The sequence below is a fragment of the Cupriavidus sp. GA3-3 genome (assembly GCF_000389805.1).
Classification (GTDB): domain Bacteria; phylum Pseudomonadota; class Gammaproteobacteria; order Burkholderiales; family Burkholderiaceae; genus Cupriavidus; species Cupriavidus necator_D.
Map to the genome: position 1 here is coordinate 56,046 of NZ_KB944491.1, position 20,140 is coordinate 76,185.

General features: G+C 67.6%; 17 protein-coding genes. 2 read left to right on the top strand and 15 right to left on the bottom strand.

Going from position 1 to position 20,140, the window contains the following annotated elements; translation table 11 throughout:
* Positions 1-176 precede the first annotated feature (176 nt).
* From ftsA to coq7, 15 genes are all read right to left on the bottom strand, one after another.
* Positions 177-1,409, bottom strand: coding sequence for a cell division protein FtsA (ftsA, locus tag C265_RS22210; RefSeq protein WP_010814765.1), 1,233 nt, complete (start codon positions 1,407-1,409; stop codon positions 177-179).
* Entirely contained in the window at positions 1,406-2,320 is a 915-nt protein-coding gene (locus tag C265_RS22215) for a cell division protein FtsQ/DivIB (RefSeq protein ID WP_010814766.1), read from the bottom strand. Before C265_RS22215 ends, ftsA begins: the two co-directional genes overlap by 4 nt.
* Before the next feature lie 27 nt (positions 2,321-2,347).
* Positions 2,348-3,331, bottom strand: coding sequence for a D-alanine--D-alanine ligase (locus C265_RS22220; RefSeq protein ID WP_010814767.1), 984 nt, complete (start codon positions 3,329-3,331; stop codon positions 2,348-2,350).
* Positions 3,328-4,761 (bottom strand): UDP-N-acetylmuramate--L-alanine ligase, encoded by a 1,434-nt coding sequence (gene murC, locus C265_RS22225; protein ID WP_010814768.1) that lies wholly within the window; start codon positions 4,759-4,761, stop codon positions 3,328-3,330. Before murC ends, C265_RS22220 begins: the two co-directional genes overlap by 4 nt.
* Positions 4,762-4,783: 22 nt before the next feature.
* Positions 4,784-5,854 (bottom strand): undecaprenyldiphospho-muramoylpentapeptide beta-N-acetylglucosaminyltransferase, encoded by a 1,071-nt coding sequence (gene murG / locus C265_RS22230; protein WP_010814769.1) that lies wholly within the window; start codon positions 5,852-5,854, stop codon positions 4,784-4,786.
* On the bottom strand, positions 5,851-7,092 hold the full coding sequence (gene ftsW, locus C265_RS22235; RefSeq protein ID WP_010814770.1) for a putative lipid II flippase FtsW: 1,242 nt from the start codon (positions 7,090-7,092) through the stop codon (positions 5,851-5,853). Before ftsW ends, murG begins: the two co-directional genes overlap by 4 nt.
* Positions 7,089-8,600, bottom strand: coding sequence for a UDP-N-acetylmuramoyl-L-alanine--D-glutamate ligase (gene murD, locus C265_RS22240; RefSeq protein WP_010814771.1), 1,512 nt, complete (start codon positions 8,598-8,600; stop codon positions 7,089-7,091). The genes ftsW and murD overlap by 4 nt, the downstream gene beginning before the upstream one ends.
* 69 nt (positions 8,601-8,669) lie before the next feature.
* On the bottom strand, positions 8,670-9,839 hold the full coding sequence (gene mraY / locus C265_RS22245; RefSeq protein WP_010814772.1) for a phospho-N-acetylmuramoyl-pentapeptide-transferase: 1,170 nt from the start codon (positions 9,837-9,839) through the stop codon (positions 8,670-8,672).
* A 13-nt stretch (positions 9,840-9,852) separates the two neighbouring features.
* A complete protein-coding gene (gene murF / locus C265_RS22250) occupies positions 9,853-11,253 on the bottom strand; it encodes a UDP-N-acetylmuramoyl-tripeptide--D-alanyl-D-alanine ligase (RefSeq protein ID WP_037025057.1) in 1,401 nt (466 codons plus the stop codon).
* Entirely contained in the window at positions 11,250-12,812 is a 1,563-nt protein-coding gene (locus tag C265_RS22255; RefSeq protein ID WP_010814774.1) for a UDP-N-acetylmuramoyl-L-alanyl-D-glutamate--2,6-diaminopimelate ligase, read from the bottom strand. The genes murF and C265_RS22255 overlap by 4 nt, the downstream gene beginning before the upstream one ends.
* Complete coding sequence (locus C265_RS22260) at positions 12,809-14,614, bottom strand: penicillin-binding protein 2 (protein ID WP_010814775.1); 1,806 nt, start codon at positions 14,612-14,614, stop codon at positions 12,809-12,811. Before C265_RS22260 ends, C265_RS22255 begins: the two co-directional genes overlap by 4 nt.
* Positions 14,611-14,928: a cell division protein FtsL gene (gene ftsL / locus C265_RS22265; RefSeq protein ID WP_010814776.1), complete on the bottom strand. Its 318-nt coding sequence runs from the start codon at positions 14,926-14,928 to the stop codon at positions 14,611-14,613. Before ftsL ends, C265_RS22260 begins: the two co-directional genes overlap by 4 nt.
* The gene (gene rsmH / locus C265_RS22270; protein WP_010814777.1) at positions 14,925-15,926 is read right to left on the bottom strand and encodes a 16S rRNA (cytosine(1402)-N(4))-methyltransferase RsmH; all 1,002 of its coding nucleotides are present in this window, start codon (positions 15,924-15,926) and stop codon (positions 14,925-14,927) included. Before rsmH ends, ftsL begins: the two co-directional genes overlap by 4 nt.
* A gap of 7 nt (positions 15,927-15,933) precedes the next feature.
* Positions 15,934-16,362, bottom strand: a complete 429-nt coding sequence (mraZ, locus tag C265_RS22275) for a division/cell wall cluster transcriptional repressor MraZ (RefSeq protein ID WP_010814778.1) — start codon at positions 16,360-16,362, stop codon at positions 15,934-15,936.
* 418 nt (positions 16,363-16,780) lie between these two features.
* Positions 16,781-17,404, bottom strand: coding sequence for a 2-polyprenyl-3-methyl-6-methoxy-1,4-benzoquinone monooxygenase (gene coq7, locus C265_RS22280; protein ID WP_010814779.1), 624 nt, complete (start codon positions 17,402-17,404; stop codon positions 16,781-16,783).
* Between the two features lie 338 nt (positions 17,405-17,742).
* Here coq7 and C265_RS22285 point away from each other — a divergent pair, with 338 nt between their 5' ends.
* Both C265_RS22285 and C265_RS22290 read left to right on the top strand, forming a co-directional pair.
* Positions 17,743-18,882, top strand: coding sequence for a porin (locus C265_RS22285; protein WP_010814780.1), 1,140 nt, complete (start codon positions 17,743-17,745; stop codon positions 18,880-18,882).
* Between the two features lie 171 nt (positions 18,883-19,053).
* Entirely contained in the window at positions 19,054-20,055 is a 1,002-nt protein-coding gene (locus C265_RS22290) for a tripartite tricarboxylate transporter substrate binding protein (protein WP_010814781.1), read from the top strand.
* Positions 20,056-20,140: the final 85 nt, after the last annotated feature.

Sequence of the window (20,140 nt, forward strand, 5' to 3'; positions counted from 1 at the left end):
GCCTCCGAGAAAAATCAGTCCCCAGACGATGCAGCCTCCCCGCCGCAACCCCTGGTTTCTGAACAAGAAACCAATAAAAAGAAAACCAGAAAACTTCCACTCGGTACACAGGCCTGTCCGGTAGACCGCCCTGCCTGCGCGCCGTTGCATCGTCAGCGCGTCAATTTCCGCATTGATCAGAAATTGCCGACAAACCATTCCTTCATGCGGGTCCACACCTGCTTGACCGACCCGCTCTGCACCGCCACCTTGCGTCCGCGCATGCGTTGCACACGGCCTTCCAGCAGCAGGCCCATCACGGTCGCGTAGCGCGGGCTCTTCACCACCTCGTGCAGGTTGCCGCGGTACTCCGGCACACCCACGCGCACGGGCTTGAGGAAGATGTCCTCGCCCAGCTCGACCATGCCCGGCATCATCGCGGTACCACCGGTGATGACCACGCCGGACGACAACAGTTCTTCATAGCCCGACTCGCGCACCACCTGGTGCACCAGCGAGTACAGCTCTTCGATGCGCGGCTCGATCACCGCGGCCAGCGCCTGGCGGCTGAGCGTGCGCGTGCCACGGTCGCCCACGCCCGGCACTTCGATCATGTCGTCCGGGTCGGCGATCGCCTGCTTGGCGATGCCGTACTGGATCTTGATGTCCTCGGCATCTGGCGTCGGCGTGCGCAGCGCCATCGCGATGTCGTTGGTGATCTGGTCGCCGGCGATAGGGATCACGGCCGTATGGCGGATCGCGCCTTCGCTGAAGATGGCGATGTCGGTGGTGCCGCCGCCGATGTCGACCAGCACCACGCCCAGTTCCTTCTCGTCCTCGGTCAGCACCGCCAGGCTCGAAGCCAGCGGCTGCAGGATCAGGTCGTGCACTTCCAGGCCGCAGCGGCGCACGCACTTGACGATGTTCTGCGCGGCGCTGACCGCGCCGGTGACGATATGCACCTTCACTTCCAGGCGGATGCCGCTCATGCCGATGGGCTCGCGCACGTCCTCCTGGCCGTCGATGATGAATTCCTGCGTCAGGATGTGCAGGATCTGCTGGTCGGTCGGGATATTGACCGCCTTGGCGGTCTCGATCACGCGCGCCACATCGGTCTGCGTGACCTCCTTGTCCTTGATCGCCACCATGCCGCTGGAGTTGAAGCTGCGGATGTGGCTGCCGGCAATGCCGGTGAAGACCTCCGAAATCTTGCAGTCGGCCATCAGCTCGGCCTCTTCCAGCGCCTTCTGGATCGACTGCACGGTGGCCTCGATATTGACCACGACCCCTTTCTTCAGACCCTTGGACTCTGACTGGCCCATCCCGATCACCTCGTAGCTGCCGTCGGGGCGCAGTTCTGCGACCACCGCCGCCACCTTCGAGGTGCCGATATCGAGACCGACCAACAGGTCCTTGTATTCCTTGCTCATCGGGTTTTCTCCGCGTTCTTGCTCTTCAGTCGCGTCGGATTGTTGTTGGAAGTACCTGAAACCGCTGCTGCCGCCGGCGCCGGCTTGGCCGCCTTCGCTGCTTTCGCCGCCTTCTCCGCCCTGACCGCCGCTGCGATCTGCGCCTCGGTCAGGAAGCGGGCATTGGCGGCGCGGATGGCAAAGCCGTTGGGATAACGCAAGTCGGCATACTCGATCTGGCTGCCCCATTGCTGGGTGACCTGCGGCCAGGCCGCGACGAAGCGCCGGACCCGCTGGTCCATCGCCACGCGATCCTCATCGTTCTGCTCGCGGCCCAGTTCGACCTCCATGCCGTTGGACAGCTTCGCGCGCCAGGCATAGCGGCCAGACAGGGCCACCGCCAGCGGCTCGGCCTTGAGCGGCTTGAACCACTGGCGCATGACCTCGAGCTTCTCGATCACATCGCCCTCGCTGTCCGGCGGCCCGTCCAGCGCCAGCAGCTGTGCGTCTTCTTCCGCCTCGGCGGTGTTGGCGACAAAGACCTCGCCATAGGTATTGATCAGGCGCCCGCTGTCGGGCGTGCCCCAGGTGCCCAGCGCCTCGTGTTCCTCGACCTCGACCGCCAGGCCGTTGGGCCATTCGCGCCGCACGCTGGCGCGCCGCACCCAGGGCACCGACTCGAATGCCTGCCGGGCCGCGTTCAGGTCCAGCGTGAAGAAATTGCCGGTCAGCTTGCCCAGCGCGCTGGCACGCACGCTGGGCGCGTTCACGTGGCGCAGGGCGCCGCCGTCCAGCGGGCCGATCTCCACATGGGTGATGGCGAACACCGGCCGCTGCGCCAGCCACAGCAGGCCTGCCGCGAGCGCCATCAGCACCACCAGCGCGTACAGCGCGGAGGCGATCAGGTTGAGCAGGCGTGCGTTATGCCACATGGTCCGGTACGGTCCTGTTCGGTTGCGTTATTCGGGTTTCCAATGCTCGTTGGGATGCAGGTCCAGCGTGGCCGCGGCCACCACCTGCATCACGAAGTCCTCGTAGCTGATGCCAACCGCGCGCGCCGCCATCGGCACCAGCGAATGGCCGGTCATGCCGGGCGAGGTATTCATCTCGAGCAGGAAAGGCTTGCCGTCGGCGCGCAGCATCAGGTCGGCACGCGCCCAGCCGCGGCAGCCCAGCACGCGGTAGGACTGCACCGCCAGCGCCCGGACCTCGCGTTCGACTTCGAGATCCAGGCCCGACGGGCACAAGTACTGGGTATCGTCAGTAAAGTACTTATTTTGATAGTCGTAGTTGGCTTCGGGCGCAACAATGCGGATCACCGGCAGCGCTTCGGCGCTGTCGCCCTCGCCCACGATCGGGCAGGTCAGTTCGGCGCCGTCGATAAAGGTCTCGGCAATGACGTCGTTGTCCAGCGCCGCGGCCTTCTCGAACGCCGCGCGCATCTGGTCGGCGGCAGTGACCTTGGTCAGGCCGATCGACGAGCCCTCGCGCGCCGGCTTGACGATCAGCGGCAGGCCCAGGTCGGCCGCCACGGCATCAAAATCAGTGTCCGCATGCAGCATGGCAAAGCGCGGCGTGGCCAGGCCATAGGTCATCCACAAGCGCTTGGTGGCCTGCTTGTCCATGGCCATGGCTGATGCCAGCACGCCGCTGCCGGTGTACGGCACGCCCAGCTGCTCGAGCAGGCCCTGGATGGTGCCATCCTCGCCATAGCGGCCATGCAGTGCGATAAAGACGCGGTCAAAGCCGGCAGCGGCCAGCTCGGCCACGCTCTGCAGGCCCGGGTCGAAGCCGTGCGCGTCCACGCCGCGCGACTGCAGCGCGGCCAGCACGCCGTTGCCAGACATCAGCGAGATCTCGCGTTCGGCCGAGCGTCCGCCCAGCAGCACGCCGACCTTGCCCAGCGACTTGGGATCGATATTGGGATGGGCGACGAAGCTCATGCCTGGCCTCCCTGCGTTGATTGCGTCGATTGCTGGTGCGACACCAGCTGCCCCGGCACGGCCCCGATCGAGCCCGCGCCCATCGTCACGACCACATCGCCCGGCCGGACGGCATCCAGGATGGCCTGCGGCATTTCTTCCATCTGCTCCACGAAAACAGGTTCGACCTTGCCGGCCACGCGCAGCGCGCGGGTCAGCGCACGGCCGTCGGCGGCCACGATCGGGGCTTCGCCGGCGGCGTAGACCTCGGACAGCAGCAGCGCATCGACGGTGCCCAGCACTTTGACGAAGTCCTCAAAGCAATCCCGCGTACGGGTAAAGCGGTGCGGCTGGAACGCCAGCACCAGGCGGCGCCCCGGGAACGCGCCGCGCGCGGCGGCCAGCGTGGCCGCCATCTCGACCGGGTGGTGGCCGTAGTCGTCCACCAGGGTGAAGGTGCCGGCGCCGTCGGGCGTGGCCACCTCGCCGTAGCGCTGGAAGCGCCGGCCCACGCCATGGAACTCGCGCAGTGCCTTGACGATGGCGGCATCGGGCACCTCCAGCTCGGTGGCAATGGCGATCGCCGCGAGCGCGTTCTGCACGTTGTGCAGGCCGGGCAGGTTCAGCACGATCTCGAGCGGCGGCTCGGTATGGCCGTTAAGCTGGCGCTGCACGGTGAAGTGCATCTGGCCGTCGACCGCGCGCGCGTCCACGGCGCGGATCTGGGCATCCTCGGCAAAGCCGTAGCGCACCACCGGCTTGGACACGAACGGCAGGATCTCGCGCACGTTGGGGTCGTCGACGCACAGCACCGCGATGCCGTAGAACGGCAGCCGCTGGGTGAATTCGATGAACGCCTGCTTGAGCCGGGCAAAGTCATGCCCGTAGGTGTCCATGTGGTCGGCATCGATATTGGTGATGACCTCGATGACCGGGAACAGGTTCAGGAACGATGCGTCCGACTCGTCGGCCTCGGCCACGATGAAGTCGCCCGTGCCCAGGCGCGCGTTGGCGCCGGCCGAGTTCAGGCGGCCGCCGATCACGAAGGTCGGGTCCAGCCCGCCTTCGGCCAGCACCGACGCCACCAGGCTGGTGGTGGTGGTCTTGCCGTGCGTGCCGGCGATGGCCACGCCCTGCTTCAGGCGCATCAGTTCGGCCAGCATCACTGCGCGCGGCACCACCGGGATGCGCTTGCTGCGGGCGGCCAGCACTTCGGGGTTGTCGCCGCTGACGGCGGTCGACACCACCACCGCGTTGGCGCCGGTCACGTTGGCCGCGTCATGCCCGTGCATGACCGTGGCGCCGAGCGATGCCAGGCGCCGCGTGGCGGCATTGTTGCCCACGTCCGAGCCCGAGACCTTGTATCCCAGGTTCAGCAGGACCTCGGCGATGCCGCTCATGCCGGCGCCGCCGATGCCCACGAAGTGGATGTTCTTGACGATATGCTTCATTCGATTGCTGCCTATATAGGCTTCAGTCCCTGGCCAGCTGACTGCAGATCTCGGCGACGCGCCGGGTTGCCTCAGGTTTGGCCAGTCCGCGCGCCAGGCGCGCCATGTCTTTCAGCTGCGGCCGGGTCAGGCTGGCGATGGTTTGCGCCAGCCCCTCGGCCGTCAGGTCTTTCTGCTGCACCAGCAGGGCCGCGCCCTGCTTCGACAAAAATTCCGCGTTGGTGGTCTGGTGGTCGTCCACCGCATGCGGGAACGGCACGAACATCGCCGCCACACCCGCGGCAGCCACTTCCGACACCGTCATCGCGCCGGCGCGGCAGATCACCAGGTCCGCATCGGCGTAAGCGCGCGCCATGTCGTCGATGAACGGCAGGGTCTGCGCGGGCACCTGCGCGGCCGCGTAGTTGGCGCGCAGCGTGTCGATCTGCTTCGCGCCCGCCTGATGCGTGACCACCGGGCGCTCGCCCCCGGGCAGCAGCGCGATGGCCTTGGGCACCACCTCGTTCAACGCCGCGGCGCCCAGGCTGCCGCCCACCACCAGGATCCGCAGCGGGCCGCTGCGCTGGTCATAGCGCGCTTCGGGCGCGTCCAGGTGCGCCAGTTCCTCGCGTACCGGGTTGCCGGTCCATTCGCCGCCGGGCAGCGTGTCCGGGAACGCGCACAGCACGCGGTCGGCCACCTTGGCCAGCACCTTGTTGGCCAGTCCGGCAATCGAGTTCTGCTCGTGCAGCACCAGCGGGCGCCCCAGCAGCGACGCCATCATGCCGGCCGGGAAGGTGATATAGCCGCCCATGCCCAGCACCACGCTCGGGCGCACCCGGCGCAGCGCGGCTATGCTCTGCCAGAACGCACGCAGCAGGTTCAGCGGCAGCAGGAACTTGGTCACCAGGCCTTTGCCGCGCAGCCCGCCGAACTGGATGAACTCCATCGGGATGTCGTGCTTGGGCACCAGCGTGGCTTCCATGCCGGTGCGGTTGCCCAGCCAGACCACTTTCCAGCCCTGCTCGCGCAGCGCGTGCGCGACCGCCAGCCCCGGGAACACATGCCCCCCGGTGCCGCCGGCCATCACGAGCAAGGTGCGCGGTCCGGTCATACCTTCCCTCCGCGCATCAATACTCGATTTTCATAATCAATGCGCAGCAGGATCGCCAGCGCCACGCAGTTCATCAAGATCCCCGAGCCGCCATAGCTCACCAGCGGCAGCGTCAGCCCCTTGGTCGGCAGCAGGCCCAGATTCACGCCCATATTGATAAAGGTCTGCCAGCCGATCCACACGCCGATGCCCTTGGCCACCAGGCCGGCAAAGGTGCGGTCCAGCTGCAGCGCGGTGCGGCCGATATTGAAGGCGCGCCGCACCAGCCAGTAGAACAGCACGATCACCACCAGCACGCCGACAAAGCCGAATTCCTCGCCGATCACCGCGAGGATGAAGTCGGTATGGGCCTCGGGCAGGTAGTGCAGCTTCTCGATGCTGCCGCCCAGCCCCACCCCGGTCCACTCGCCGCGGCCGAAAGCGATCAGCGAGTGCGTGAGCTGGTAGGCCTTGCCCAGCGCGTTGCTCTCTTCCCACGGGTTCAGGTAGGCGAAGATCCGCTCGCGCCGCCAGGGCGAAGCCGTGATCAGCAGCGCGAACGCGCCGATTGCCACGCCCACCAGCCCGGCAAACAGCTTGCCGTTGATGCCGCCCAGGAACAGGATGCCCATCGCCACCGCGGCGATTACCAGGAACGCGCCCATGTCGGGCTCGAGCAGCAGCAGCATGCCCACCACCACCACCGCCACGCCCATCGGCAAAAAGCCCTTGGACACGGTCTGCATCCACTCCTGCTTGCGCACGGTGTAGTTGGCCGCGTACAGCACCACCGCCAGCTTCATCAGCTCGGACGGCTGGAAGTTCATCACGCCCAGCGGAATCCAGCGCCGCGCGCCGTTCACGCCCTTGCCGACGAACGGCACCAGCACGATCACCAGCAGGATCAGCGCGAAGATAAAGAGCTTGGGCGCGTAGCGGTCCCACACCTTGACCGGGACCTGGAACGACGCCAGCCCGACCGACAGCCCGATCCCCAGCGCGAACGCATGGCGCATCAGGAAGTGGCTCTCGCGATAGTTGGCGTAGCGCGGCGAGTCCGGCAGCGCGATCGAGGCCGAATAGACCATCACCAGGCCGAGCGCGAGCAGCACGATCGACACCCACAGCATGGGCTGGTCGTACTCCATCATGCGCGAGCGGGTCGGCTTGACGCCCGACACGGCGTCGCGCAGGCCACCCCAGGCATTGCCGATGGTGGCGCCGATAAAGCCGCTGCGCTTGACCTGTGCTTCGCTCATGGCAGGATCCCCCGGGACAGCGCCAGTTCTTCCACGGCGCCGCGGAACACCTCGGCGCGATGCACGTAGTTGCGGAACATGTCGAGGCTGGCGCATGCCGGCGACAGCAGCACCACATCGCCGCTCTCGGCCAGTCCGGCAGCCTTGGTCACGGCCTCTTCCAGCGTGCCGGCGTCGACCAGGCTGGCACCGCTGCCCTGCAATGCATCGCGCAGTTCACCCGCGGCACGGCCGATCAGCACCACCGCGCGCGCGTACTGCGCCACCGGCGCGGCCAGCGGCGAGAAATCCTGGCCCTTGCCTTCGCCGCCGGCGATCAGCACCACGCGCTTGTCCAGCCCAGACAGCGCGGCCACGGTTGCGCCCACGTTGGTGCCCTTGCTGTCGTCGAAATACTCGACATCGTCGATGGTCGCAACCCACTCCACGCGGTGCGGCTCGCCGCGGTATTCGCGCAGGCCGTGCAGCAGTGCGTTCATCGGCAGGTCGATGGCGCGGCACAGCGCCAGCGCGGCCATCGCGTTGGTGGCGTTGTGCATGCCGCGGATATGCAGCGCGTCGGCCGGCATCAGGCGCTTGTGGCGCACCGGCACGGCTTCCTGGACCGCCTCGGCGGCCTTGCGGCGGCGCGGCTTGCCCTCCCCTTCCGCGTCCGGATCGGGTTCGGCCAGCACCAGCCAGGGCATGCCGCCCTCGCGCAGGATGCCGAAGCTGCCCGGCGTTTCCGGCAGGTCGGTGCCAAAGGTCAGCGGCGTGCTCCCGGGCCGCGCCATATCCATGGTCAGGCGGTCGTTGCGGTTGAGCACCTGCACGCACTCGCTGCCGGCCGGCCCGAAGATGCGCGCCTTGGACGCGGCATAGGCTTCCATCGAGCCATGCCAGTCCAGGTGGTCCTGGGTGACGTTGAGCACAGTCGCCGCGGCGGGCGCCAGCGTGTGCGTGGTTTCCAGCTGGAAGCTGGACAGCTCAAGCACCCACACCTCCGGCAGCGATGCCGAGGCGATGCAGGCCGACAGCTTGTCCAGCGCCGACGGGCTGATATTGCCCGCCACCGCCACGCTCTTGCCGGCGCGCTCCACCAGCCGGCCGGTCAGCGCGGTGGTGGTGGTCTTGCCGTTGGTGCCGGTGATCGCCAGGATCTTCGGCGCGTAGCCGGACTCGGCTTCCAGGTGGCGCAGCGCGCGCACGAACAGCTCGATCTCGCCCCACACGGGGATGCCGCGCGCCTGCGCCGCGGCCAGCAGCGCGCCAGTGGCGGCTTCCAGCGGCGACAGGCCCGGGCTGATCGCCACCAGGCCGATGCCGTCGAGCAGGCTGTCGGCGAACGGGCCGCCGACGAATTCGGCCGAAGTCAGCTCGGCCTGCAGGAAGACAAGGTTGGCGGGCGCCTCGCGCGTGTCAGCCACGCGCACCGCGCAGCCGTTCAGGCCACACCAGCGCGCCATGGCCAGGCCCGACTCACCAAGGCCCAGTACCAGCACATGAGGTTTTTGCAGCTCGCCAAACACTTCGATTTCCTGCCTTTGTTTTCCTGTATCTATATAGAAAGCGCCGTCAGTCCCTGACCCGCGCAACCATTAACGCAACTTCAGCGTCGACAACCCGATCAGCACCAGCAGCATGGTGATGATCCAGAAGCGCACCGTGACCTGGGTTTCCTTCCAGCCGCCCAGCTCGAAATGGTGGTGCAGCGGCGCCATCCGGAACAGCCGCCTGCCTTCGCCATAGCGGCGCTTGGTGATCTTGAACCACGTCACCTGCGCCATCACCGACAGTGTTTCCACCACGAAGATGCCGCCCATCACGAACAGCACGATCTCCTGGCGCACGATCACCGCCACCGTGCCGAGCGCGCCGCCCAGCGCCAGCGCGCCGACGTCGCCCATGAACACCTGCGCCGGGTGCGCATTGAACCAGAGGAAGGCCAGCCCCGCGCCGGCCAATGCCGAGCAGAAGATCAGCAGTTCGCCCGCGCCCGGGATATGCGGGAACAGCAGGTACTTGCTGTAGACCGAGTTGCCCATTACGTACGCAAACACGCCCAGCCCGCCGCCAACCAGCACCACCGGCATGATCACCAGGCCGTCCAGGCCGTCGGTCAGGTTGACGGCGTTGCTCGAGCCCACGATCACCAGGTAGGTCAGCACGATGAAGCCGGCCACGCCCAGCGGGTAGCTGATCTCCTTGAAGAAGGGCACGATCAGGTTGGACTTGTACGGCATGTCCAACGACAGCCCGCCCTCGACCCAGTTCAGGAACAGCTCCCACACCCGCACGTTGCTGCTTTCCGATACCGAAAACGCCAGGTAGACCGCGGCCACCAGGCCGATCAGCGTCTGCCAGAAAAATTTCTCGCGGCTCGACATGCCGCGCGGGTCGCGATACACCACCTTGCGGTAGTCGTCGACCCAGCCGATCGCGCCGTAGCCGAAGGTGACCAGCATCACCACCCAGATAAAACGGTTGCCCCAGTCGCACCACAGCAGCGTCGACACCGCGATCGAGACCAGCACCAGCACGCCGCCCATGGTCGGCGTGCCGGCCTTGACCAAGTGGGTCTGCGGGCCGATGGTGCGCACCGCCTGGCCGACCTTCAGCTCGGTCAGCTTGCGGATCACCCACGGACCGAACGCCAGCCCGATCAGAAGCGCGGTGAGGTTGGCCATCACCGCGCGGAAAGTCAGATAGTTGACGACCCGGAGGAAGCTGTAGTCGTTTTGCAGCCACTGGGCCAGAGCCAATAACATCGTGTTGTCTTATTTAATGTGCGGAAGTGTCTGCGACCAGCGCCGCGACCATCCGTTCCATGCGCATGAAGCGCGATCCCTTCACCAGCACGGCGCCCACTTGCGCCACCATGCCCCTGCTGTCTTCCTCCAGCGCCTTTGCCAGGGCTTCCGCGGTGCCGAAATGCCGGCCACCCGCGCCGAATGCCTGCACCGCATGCACGGCCAGTTCACCGGTCGCCCACAGCGTGCCAATGCCGCGCGCCTTGGCGTAGGCACCGATTTCTTGGTGGAATGCGGGGCCCTGGTCGCCCACTTCGCCCATGTCGCCCAGCACCAGCACACGCGGCGCGGCAAAGCCGGCCAGCACGTCGATGGCGGCGCGCATGGAGTCGGGGTTGGCGTTGTATGTGTCGTCGATGACTACCGTCCCACCCGGCGTGTACTTGACCTGCAGCCGGCCCTTGACCGCCTGGAACCCGGCCAGGCCCCGCTGGATCGCCGGCACGTGCACCCCCGCGGCCAGCGCGCAGGCGATGGCCGCCAGCGCGTTGCGCACGTTGTGCTCACCCAGCAGCGCCAGGCGCACGTCGAAGGCATGGCCAGGCGCGCGTACCTGCATCACCTGTGCGCCGTCGACCAGCGTCACGGTGGCGTGCACATCGGCGCGCTGCGAGGTGCCGAACGACAGCGCACGGCGCGCGCCTGCGGCATTGCGCCACACCGGCGCGTAGGCGCCGCCGCTTTCCGCGTCGAGTGGGTACACCGCCACGCCGTTGGCAGGCAGCGCCGCAATCGCGGCAGCGTGCTCGTGGGCGACGGCTTCCACGCTGACCATGAACTCCTGGTGCTCGCGCTGCGCGTTGGTGATCACCGCCACGGTGGGCTGGGCGATGCCGGCCAGGTAGACCGTCTCGCCCGGATGGTTCATGCCGAGCTCCAGCACCGCCAGCTTGTGCGTGGCGCGCAGGCGCAGCACCGTCAGCGGCAGGCCGATATCGTTGTTCAGGTTGCCGCCGGTGGCCAGGCGCTGCTCCTCGCCTACCGCCGCGGCGAAGATGGCCGCGATCATTTCCTTGACCGTGGTCTTGCCGTTGCTGCCGGTCACCGCCACCGCCGGCAGCGTGAACTGGCGGCGCCAGCCGGCGCCGAGCTCGCCCAGCGCAATGCGCGTGTCCGGCGCGACGATGGCCGGCACGCCGGCATCGACCTCGCGGCTGACCAGCACGGCGGCAGCGCCGCGCGCCACCACGTCGGCGATAAAGTCATGCGCGTCGAAGCGCTCGCCCTTGAGAGCGACGAACAGGTCGCCGGGCTCGACGCTGCGGCTGTCGCTATGCACGCGCGAAAACTCCACGGCGCCGTCGCCGCAAACGCGCGCGCCGGCGATCCAGCCGGCGGCTTGCTGCAAGTTGGTCATTGGGGTCTGGCTCATGCCGATACTCCACGGGTGGCAAGCGCCAGTCGTACATGTTCGCGATCGGAGAACGGGCGCTTGCGCCCCTGGATCTCCTGGGTGGCCTCATGGCCCTTGCCCGCCACCAGCACCACGTCGGCCGGTGCCGCGTGCCTGACGGCATAGAGGATGGCGGCGGCGCGGTCTTCGATCTGGCGCGCGCGCGCGCGCACGGCCATGCCGTCGGCAATGGCGTCCAGGATGTCCTGCGGGTCTTCGCTGCGCGGGTTGTCGCTGGTCAGGATGACCTCGTCGGCCTCGCGCTCGGCCACCGCGCCCATCAGCGGGCGCTTGATCGGGTCGCGGTCGCCACCGCAGCCGAACACGCACCACAGGCGGCCGTTACGCGCCTGCGCCACCGGGCGCAGCGCGGCCAGCGTCTGCGCCAGCGCGTCCGGGGTATGGGCGTAGTCGACCACGGCCAGCGGCGCATCCGGGCCGCCGGCGGCACCGAACAACTCCATGCGCCCTTCGACCGGCGTCAGCGCGCGCAGCGCGGCGATGGCCGCGTCCCACGCCACGCCGTTGGCCAGCGCCGCACCCAGCACCGCCAGCAGGTTGCTGACGTTGAAGGCGCCGATCATTGGTGTGGCCATCTCGGCGCTGCCGAAGCTGCCGTCGATATGGAAGGCGGTGCCGGTGGACGTGGCGCGCACGTTGGTGGCGCGCAGCCACTCGCCGCGCGGGCGGCGCACCGTGGCCGCGCCGGGGCCGTCGATGCCGTATTCGATCACGTGCGGCGCGCCAATGGCGGCGGCGTCCGCCGCCAGCAGGCGCTGGCCCATGGCGTCGTCGCGGTTGACCACCGCGGTGCGCAGGCCGTCCCAGCGGAACAGGCTCTCCTTGGCGGCCTCGTACTCGGCCATCGAGCCGTGGTAGTCGAGGTGGTCCTGGGTCAGGTTGGTCAGCACCGCCACAGAGAAATGCGTGCCGGCCACGCGCTCCTGCTCCAGGCCGTGCGAGGACACCTCCATCGCCACCGCGCGCGCGCCGGCGTCGTGCAGGGACGCCAGGCTGGCCTGCAGCTGCACCGCGTCAGGCGTGGTGAAGCCGGTAGCCTGCAGCGCGCCCGGGAAGCCGGTGCCCAGCGTGCCGATGGTCGCGCAGGGCGTGCCGGCGGCCTGCAGCACCCGTGCCAGCCACTGGCTGCACGAGGTCTTGCCGTTGGTGCCGGTGATGCCGGTCACGGCCAGGCCGCGCACCGGGTTGCCATGCCAGCCGGCGGCGATCGGGCCGGCCAGCTGGTGCAGGCGGCTCACCGCGAGATGCGGCACGACGTCGCTGAAGGGCCAGTCGAAGCCGTCGGCCTCATAGACGATGGCCCCCGCGCCGGCGGCAATCGCCTGGGCGATATAGAGCCGGCCGTCGGTGGCCAGGCGCGCGTTGCCGAGCACGTAGGCGAAGAACACATCGCCACGCGCCAGGCGCCGGGTATCTCCGGTCAGCTGCGCGGCGGCGGCCACGTTGGTACGCAGCCAGGCCAGCGCATTGCTGGCCTGCGCGGTGACCTCGAGCGGGAGCAGTGGCTTGGCCGTCATTGGGTCGAACTCCACGGTTCGCTCTCCTGCACCTTGTCGCTGACCACCAGCTGGCGGATCGGCGAGTCGGGCTGCACATTCAGTGCGCGCAGCGTGCCGCCGGTGATGGCCGCGAACGCCGGGCCGGCCACCAGGCCGCCGTAGTGGCTGCCCGCGGTGGGTTCGTCCACGCTGACGGCCACGATGATGCGCGGATTCGACATCGGCGCCAGGCCGATGAACGAGGCGCGGTACTTGCTGCGGTTGTAGCCGCGGCCTTCATGCTTGTAGGCGGTGCCGGTCTTGCCGCCGACGCGGTAGCCCATCACCTGCGCCTCGGGCGCGGTGCCGCCGGGCGCGGTCACGGTTTCCATCATGGCGCGCACGTCGCGGGCCACCTGGGGCGACAGGATGCGCTCGCCGGTGGCGGGGCCGCTGGTGCGGAACATCGACACCGGGATCAGCTCGCCGTCATGCGCGAAGATGGTGTAGGCATGCGCCATCTGGAACAGCGACACCGACAGGCCGTAGCCGTATGACATGGTGGCCTGCTCGATCGGGCGCCAGCTCTTGAACGGGCGCACGCGGCCGGCCACGGCGCCGGGGAAGCCGATCTTGGGCGCCTGGCCCAGCCCGATGCTGGTGTACATGTCCCACATCTCCTGCGGCTTCATCATCATCGCGATCTTGGTCGTGCCGATGTTGCTCGACTTCTGGATCACGCCGCTTACCGTCAGCGCCCCGTAGTTGTGGGTATCGCTGATGGTGGCGCCTTCGAAGTTGTACTTGCCGGTAGTGGTGATTACCGTGGACGGCGTCACGCGCTTGAGCTGCAGCGCCAGGCCGACCGTGATCGGCTTCATCATCGAGCCGGGCTCGAAGGTGTCGGTCAGCACACGGTTGCGCAGCTGCTCGCCGGACAGCCGGGTACGGTCGTTGGGGTTGTAGGTGGGCCAGTTGGCCAGCGCCAGCACTTCGCCGGTCTGGGCGTCGAGCACCACCGCGCTGGCGGCCTTGGCCTTGTGCTTTTCGACCACGGCCTTGAGCTCGTTGTAGGCCAGGTACTGGATCTTGGCGTCGATCGACAGCTGGATGTCCTCGCCGTCGCGCGGGGTCTTCAGCACGCCGACGTCCTCGACCACGCGGCCCAGGCGGTCCTTGATCACCTGGCGCGCGCCGGCCCGGCCGGCCAGGCCGGGCTCGCGCGCCAGCTCCACGCCTTCCTGGCCACGGTCTTCCACGTTGGTGAAGCCGACGATGTGGGCCATCGCCTCGCCTTCCGGGTAGAAGCGCTTGTATTCGCGGGTCTGGTGGATGCCCTCGATCTTCAGCGCGGCGATCTTGTCGGCGACGTCAGGCAGCACCTGGCGCTTCAGGTAGACGAAGCCCTTGTCCTCGGACAGCTTCTTGCCAAGGTCTTTCTCGGACATGCCGAGCAACTTCGCCAGCTGGCGGATCTTGGCGGCCTCGACCTGGTTGGGCACGTCCTCGGGCACCGCCCAGACGGCCTTGACCGGCAGGCTGGTGGCCAGCACCAGGCCGTTGCGGTCCAGGATCTTGCCGCGCGTGGCCGGCAGCTCCAGCGTGCGCTGGAAGCGCTTCTTGCCCTCGGCCTCGTAGAACTGGTTGCCGGGGCCCTGGATCCAGGCCGCGCGCAGGGCCAGCGCGCCGAAGGCGGCGAACATCAGGAACACCACCAGCTTGGAGCGCCACATCGGCAGGCGCAGGCCCAGCACCGGGCTGGCCGAGAACTGCCCGCTGCGCGGGCGCGAGGCGGTGCCGTTGCGGTCACGGCGGGGCGGGTTGGGACGGGCCATGCTCATCGGCGCGCCTCCTCGGCACTGGCCGACGCCGCCTCGGCAGGCGGCGGCAGCACGATGCCGGACAGATACTGGGTCTTGCCGGGGTTGACCGGCGCCATCTTCAGCTGCGCGCGCGCCGCGTCGGCGATGCGCGCGCTCTTGCCCAGCGCGCTCTGCTGGTACTGCAGGCGCGACCAGTCGATATCGAGCTGCTTCTCTTCAGCCTGGGCCCGCTCCAGCGCGACGAACAGCGTGCGCGCCTGGTGCTGCGCGCTCACCAGCGACAGCGCGCACAGGATCAGCGCGGCCAGCAGGAAGAAGGTCAGGCGGTTCATGCGCGTGCGCCTCCGCCGGCAGTGGTCGCGGCAGGGGCCAGCTTCTCGGCCACGCGCATCACGGCCGAGCGCGCGCGCGGGTTGGCGGCCACCTCTTCAGGGCCCGGCTTGTAGCGGCCGAGCAGGCGCAGCGTCGGTTGCGGCAGGTCGGCCGCGCGCAGCGGCGCGCGCCGCAGCGCCGGGTCGGCATCCTGCTGGGGACGGGCGTGCGCCGCCATGAACCGCTTGACGATGCGGTCCTCCAGCGAGTGGAAGCTGATCACCACCAGGCGCCCTCCGACCTGCAGCAGTTCATACGCCGCCTTCAGCCCTCTTTCGAGGTCCTCAAGCTCTTGATTGACGTGAATCCGTAGAGCCTGAAAGGTGCGGGTCGCAGGGTCCTGACCCTTCTCGCGTGTCTTGACGGCTTTCGCCACGAGCGCGGCAAGGTCGGCAGTAGTGGCGATGGGTCCGCCATCGCCGGGTTCGCTCCGGCGAGCAACAATCGCCTTTGCAATCTGTACAGCAAACCGTTCTTCCCCATAGTCTCGTATCACCCTGGCAATGTCCTGCTCATCCGCCTGCGCCAGCCACTGCGCGGCAGTGATGCCGCGCGTGGTGTCCATGCGCATGTCCAGCGGGCCCTCGAAACGAAAGGAAAACCCCCTCGCCGCCTCGTCGATCTGGGGCGAGCTGATCCCCAGGTCGAGCAGCACGCCGGCGACGTGGCCGCGCCCCGACAGGCGCTCGGCCATGGCCGCAAAGCTCGCGTGCTCAATGGAGAAGCGGGCATCCTTGATGGTGCCCGCTTCTGCGATTGCTGCTGGGTCCTTGTCGAACGCAACCAGGGCCCCGTCTGGCCCCAGCCGGGCCAGCACCGCCCGGCTGTGCCCTCCCCTGCCGAAGGTGCCGTCGACGTAGACCCCGTCGGGCCGCCAGACCAAGGCGTCGACGGCCTCGTCCAGCAGCACGGTGCGATGGCGCAGGGCGGGGGTTGCCGGCGTTCCGGTTGGACTCATGACCTCGTCAGAAAGAGAAATTCTTCAATGCTTCGGGCATGCCCTGCGCCATCGCCTGCTGTTCCTTGGCGGCGTAGGTCGCGGCATCCCACACTTCGAAATGGCTGCCCATGCCGAGCAGCATGACTTCTTTGTCGAGCATGGCGGCACTGCGCAACTCCGGGGCGATCAGCACCCGGCCCGCGCCGTCCATTTCCACGTCGGCGGCGTTGCCCAGGAAAATGCGCTTCCACCAGTGCGCATCCATCGGCAGCGCTGCAATGCGCGTGCGGAAGGTTTCCCACTCGGGCCGGGGAAACAGCAACAGGCAGCCATCCGGGTGCTTGGTCAGCGTCACCCGGCCCTCGGCCTGCTGTTGCAGCGCCTCGCGGTGCCGGGACGGAATGGACATCCGTCCCTTGGCATCCAGCGAGAGTGCCGATGCTCCCTGAAACAAGCTTGCTCCCGGTCCATGCCGGCCGGTTGTCGGCCAGCATGCGCGTGAATCCCTTCTGTTCCGACTATGGCGACATCATCCCACGGTCGGGGCCCAATTTCACACAAAAATACACTTCCTCACACTATTTCCCACTTTAGAGGAAGCGATATGGCGGGTCAAGGCTGGTTGCAGGGCAGCAAACGAGTTTTTTTGAATAAGAACAATGACTTAGCGCGCACACCTCACGCACCGAAAAAGTGAATCCTTAATGAAATGAAGATCTTAGGGAGGAAAGCCGAGAAACCACCTGAGAACCACTTGCGGAGGAACTGCCGGCGGCACGGGAAAGACCTGCCCCGTCGCGCGAAGGAAGGATACAACAATTGCCCGCCAGCCCCGCCGGAATCAGGGCCGGCGGGGGGCTGGCAGGGCCGGCTCAGATCCGGTAGGCGGCGGTGGTCATCACGCGCGAGGCGCCGCGCATCAGCGCCCGCACCGGGGCAGGTAACGGGATCCCGCCGGCATCGCGCGCGGCGTTGCCGTGGCGGATCTCGTCGTCGCGCATCTGCTCGAGGATGGCACGCGAGCGGCCGTCGGCCTCGGGCAGGCGGTCCAGGTGCCCGCCCAGGTGGTGCTCGACCTGGCGCTCGGTCTCGGCGACGAAGCCCAGGCTGACGCGGTCGCCGGCGCGGCCGGCCATCCAGCCGATGGCGAAGGCGCCGGCGTACCACAGCGGGTTGAGCAGGCTCGGGCGCGAGCCCAGCTCGCGCAGGCGCTCGGCGCACCAGGCCAGGTGGTCTTCCTCTTCGCGCGCGGCGGCATCCATCTGCGCGCGCACCGCGCCGTCGCGCGCGGTGAGCTTCTGGGCCTGGTACAGGGCCTGCGCGCAGACCTCGCCGACATGGTTGATGCGCATCAGCCCGGCCACGTGGCGGCGTTCATCGGCGCTCATCTGTTCGGTGTCCGGCGCCAGCCGGTCAGCCGGGTTGGCGCGCGCGGTGCGCGTGGCGCCGGCAATGGCGCGCAATGCCACGTCGAATTCTTTGATCAGGGTGTCCATGTCGCAGAGGCAGTTGGTCTTCGTTCCCGGCAGTCCCTGCGATCGTGGGGTGCGCAGCTGCAGCTGCGGTACGCACAGGGGGCCATCGGGATTACCCGCATTGTAGCTTGCCTCTAATCGGCGCCAACCCGCATCCCGCCTTGCATTGATGCGCCCGGCTACTCAGAAACCCTGAGTTGTTAAAAGAAGACAAGGGGGATTGGCCTGAGTAGTGAATTAAGGGTTGTTTGTTACAGTACTTCGCAACTTCCCAGGAAGTTTGACGCACGGGGGATGGAGACCAACAGGAGGTTCTCCCGGGCCGTCACCAATAATTCTTACAGTGGAGATCAACGAGCATGAAGAAATCGCTTCTGGCGCTGGCAGCGCTTGGCGCATTTGCTGGGGCGGCGCAGGCCCAATCGAGCGTCACGCTCTACGGTGTGGTGGATGCCAACATCGAGTACGTGAGCAATATGTCGAGCGTCACGCCGTCGGCGGCCAACGGATTTGCGACCGGCCCGTCGGAGAACCTCTTCCGCATGTCGTCCGGCGGCCTGTCCGGTTCGCGTTGGGGCCTGCGTGGCGTGGAAGACCTGGGCAGCGGCCTGAAGGCACTGTTCGTGATGGAAAGCGGTTTCGGCCTGGACGACGGGCGCTCGCAGCAAGGCGGCCGCCTGTTCGGTCGTCAGGCTTATGTCGGCCTGGAAAGCGCCCAGGTGGGCCGCGTGACCTTCGGTCGCCAGTACACCTCGCTGTTTGACATGATGGCCAATTTTTCGCCGACCGGCTATGCCACCCAGTACGAGCCGGTGGTCGCTCAACTGGGCCTGAACTTCCGTTCGGACAACACCGCCAAGTACACCGGCAAGTTCGGCCCGGTGACCGCGGTCGCGCACTGGTCGTTCGGTAACGGCGTTGCCGGCGGTGGCGAAGTCGCCGGCCAGTTCCGCCGCGACACCGGCTACGGTGCCGGCGTGTCGTGGTCAGCCGGCCCGTTCGGCATCAGCGGCGCCTATGACCAGTACAACCCGACCCTGAACGCCGCCGGCGGCACCGGCGAATTCAAGAAAGCCGCGGTCGCTGCCAGCTATGCCTTCGGTCCGGCCAAGCTGATGGCTGGCTATCGCTGGGGCATGAGCAAGCATGTGAACGACAATACGATCCTGAAGGACAACTACTACTGGGTCGGTGCCAACTACCAGGTCACGCCGGCACTGGGCCTGACGCTCGCGTACTACTACGACGACGTCAAGAACTTCAACCCGGCCGCCGCCACCGTCAACACCACCAACAACATCAAGAACCCCTGGCAGATTTCGTTCGTGGCCGACTACAACCTGTCCAAGCGCACCGACGTGTACCTGACCACGGCCTTCTCGAAGAACGCCGGCCTGAACTTCGACACCTCGGCGATCAGCTTCGCCAATGGTTACTTCCTGGGTACCGGCGAAGACAAGATGATTGGCGCCGCCATCGGCATCCGCCACAAGTTCTGATCGCCAGTCGCAAGGCTGAGCTTGAAAGGCACCTTCGGGTGCCTTTTTTCATTGGCGCGGCGCTGCAGCCCCATAGGGCATCACCTCATCGGCGCCACTGCGGGCGCCGACTAGAATGCACTGACCATAGCCCCCCAGGTACCGAGAGCGGGCCACACCAGGAGACCACCCATGCAACCCACTCGCCGGCGCGTCGTTGCGCTGCTGCTGTCCGCCAGCCTTGCCGCGCTCGCCAGCCAGTCGGCGCTGGCCGCAGACCCGTACCCGGCCAAGCCGATCCGGCTGGTGGTGCCCTTTGCCGCCGGCGGCACCACCGACATCCTGGCCCGCGCCGTGGCCGCAGAGCTGGCCAGGCTGCCGGGCTGGAACGTGGTGGTCGACAACAAACCCGGTGCCGGCGGCAATATCGGCGCGGACATCGTCGCCAAGGCCGCTCCGGACGGCTACACGCTGCTGATGGGCACCGTGGGCACCCATGGCATCAACCAGTCGCTGTACGGCAAGCTGCCGTTCGATCCGATCAAGGACTTCGCCCCGATCACCGAGGTGGCGGCCGTGCCCAACGTGCTGGTGCTGAACCCGGTGTTTGCGCAGCAGAACAAGATCGACAGCGTCAAGGACCTGATCACTTACGCGCGCGCCAATCCCGGCAAGATCAACATGGCCTCCAGTGGCAACGGCACCTCGATCCACCTGGCCGGGGAGTTGTTCAAGACGCAGACCCGGACCTTCATGGTCCACTTCCCGTACAAGGGCAGCGGGCCGGCGCTGACGGACCTGGCCGGGGGCACCATGCAGGTGATGTTCGACAACCTGCCGTCGTCGATGGCGCTGATCAAGAGCGGCAAGCTCAAGGCGCTGGCGGTGACCAGCGCCAGGCCCTCGCCGGCGCTGCCGGGCGTGCCAACCATTGCCCAGGCTGCGGGCCTGCCTCAGTATGAAGCCAGCTCCTGGTTCGGCATGCTGGCGCCGGCCGGCACGCCGCCGGACGTCATCCACCGCATCCAGCAGGAAGTGGCCAAGGCGCTGAACGCCCCGGCCGTGCGCGAACGCCTGCAGGCGCAGGGCGCCGAGCCTGTCGGCAACACGCCGGAGCAGTTCGCCGCGTTCATCCGCGCCGAGACCGCCAAGTGGGCCAAGGTGGTCAAGGATTCCGGCGCCAAGGTGGATTGACGCCGATTTGATCGCCGGCAGGGCGGCGGCGCGTATCGCGCATATACTTGAGGCATCAAATGTCGGCTGCCCGCCCCGTGGGCGG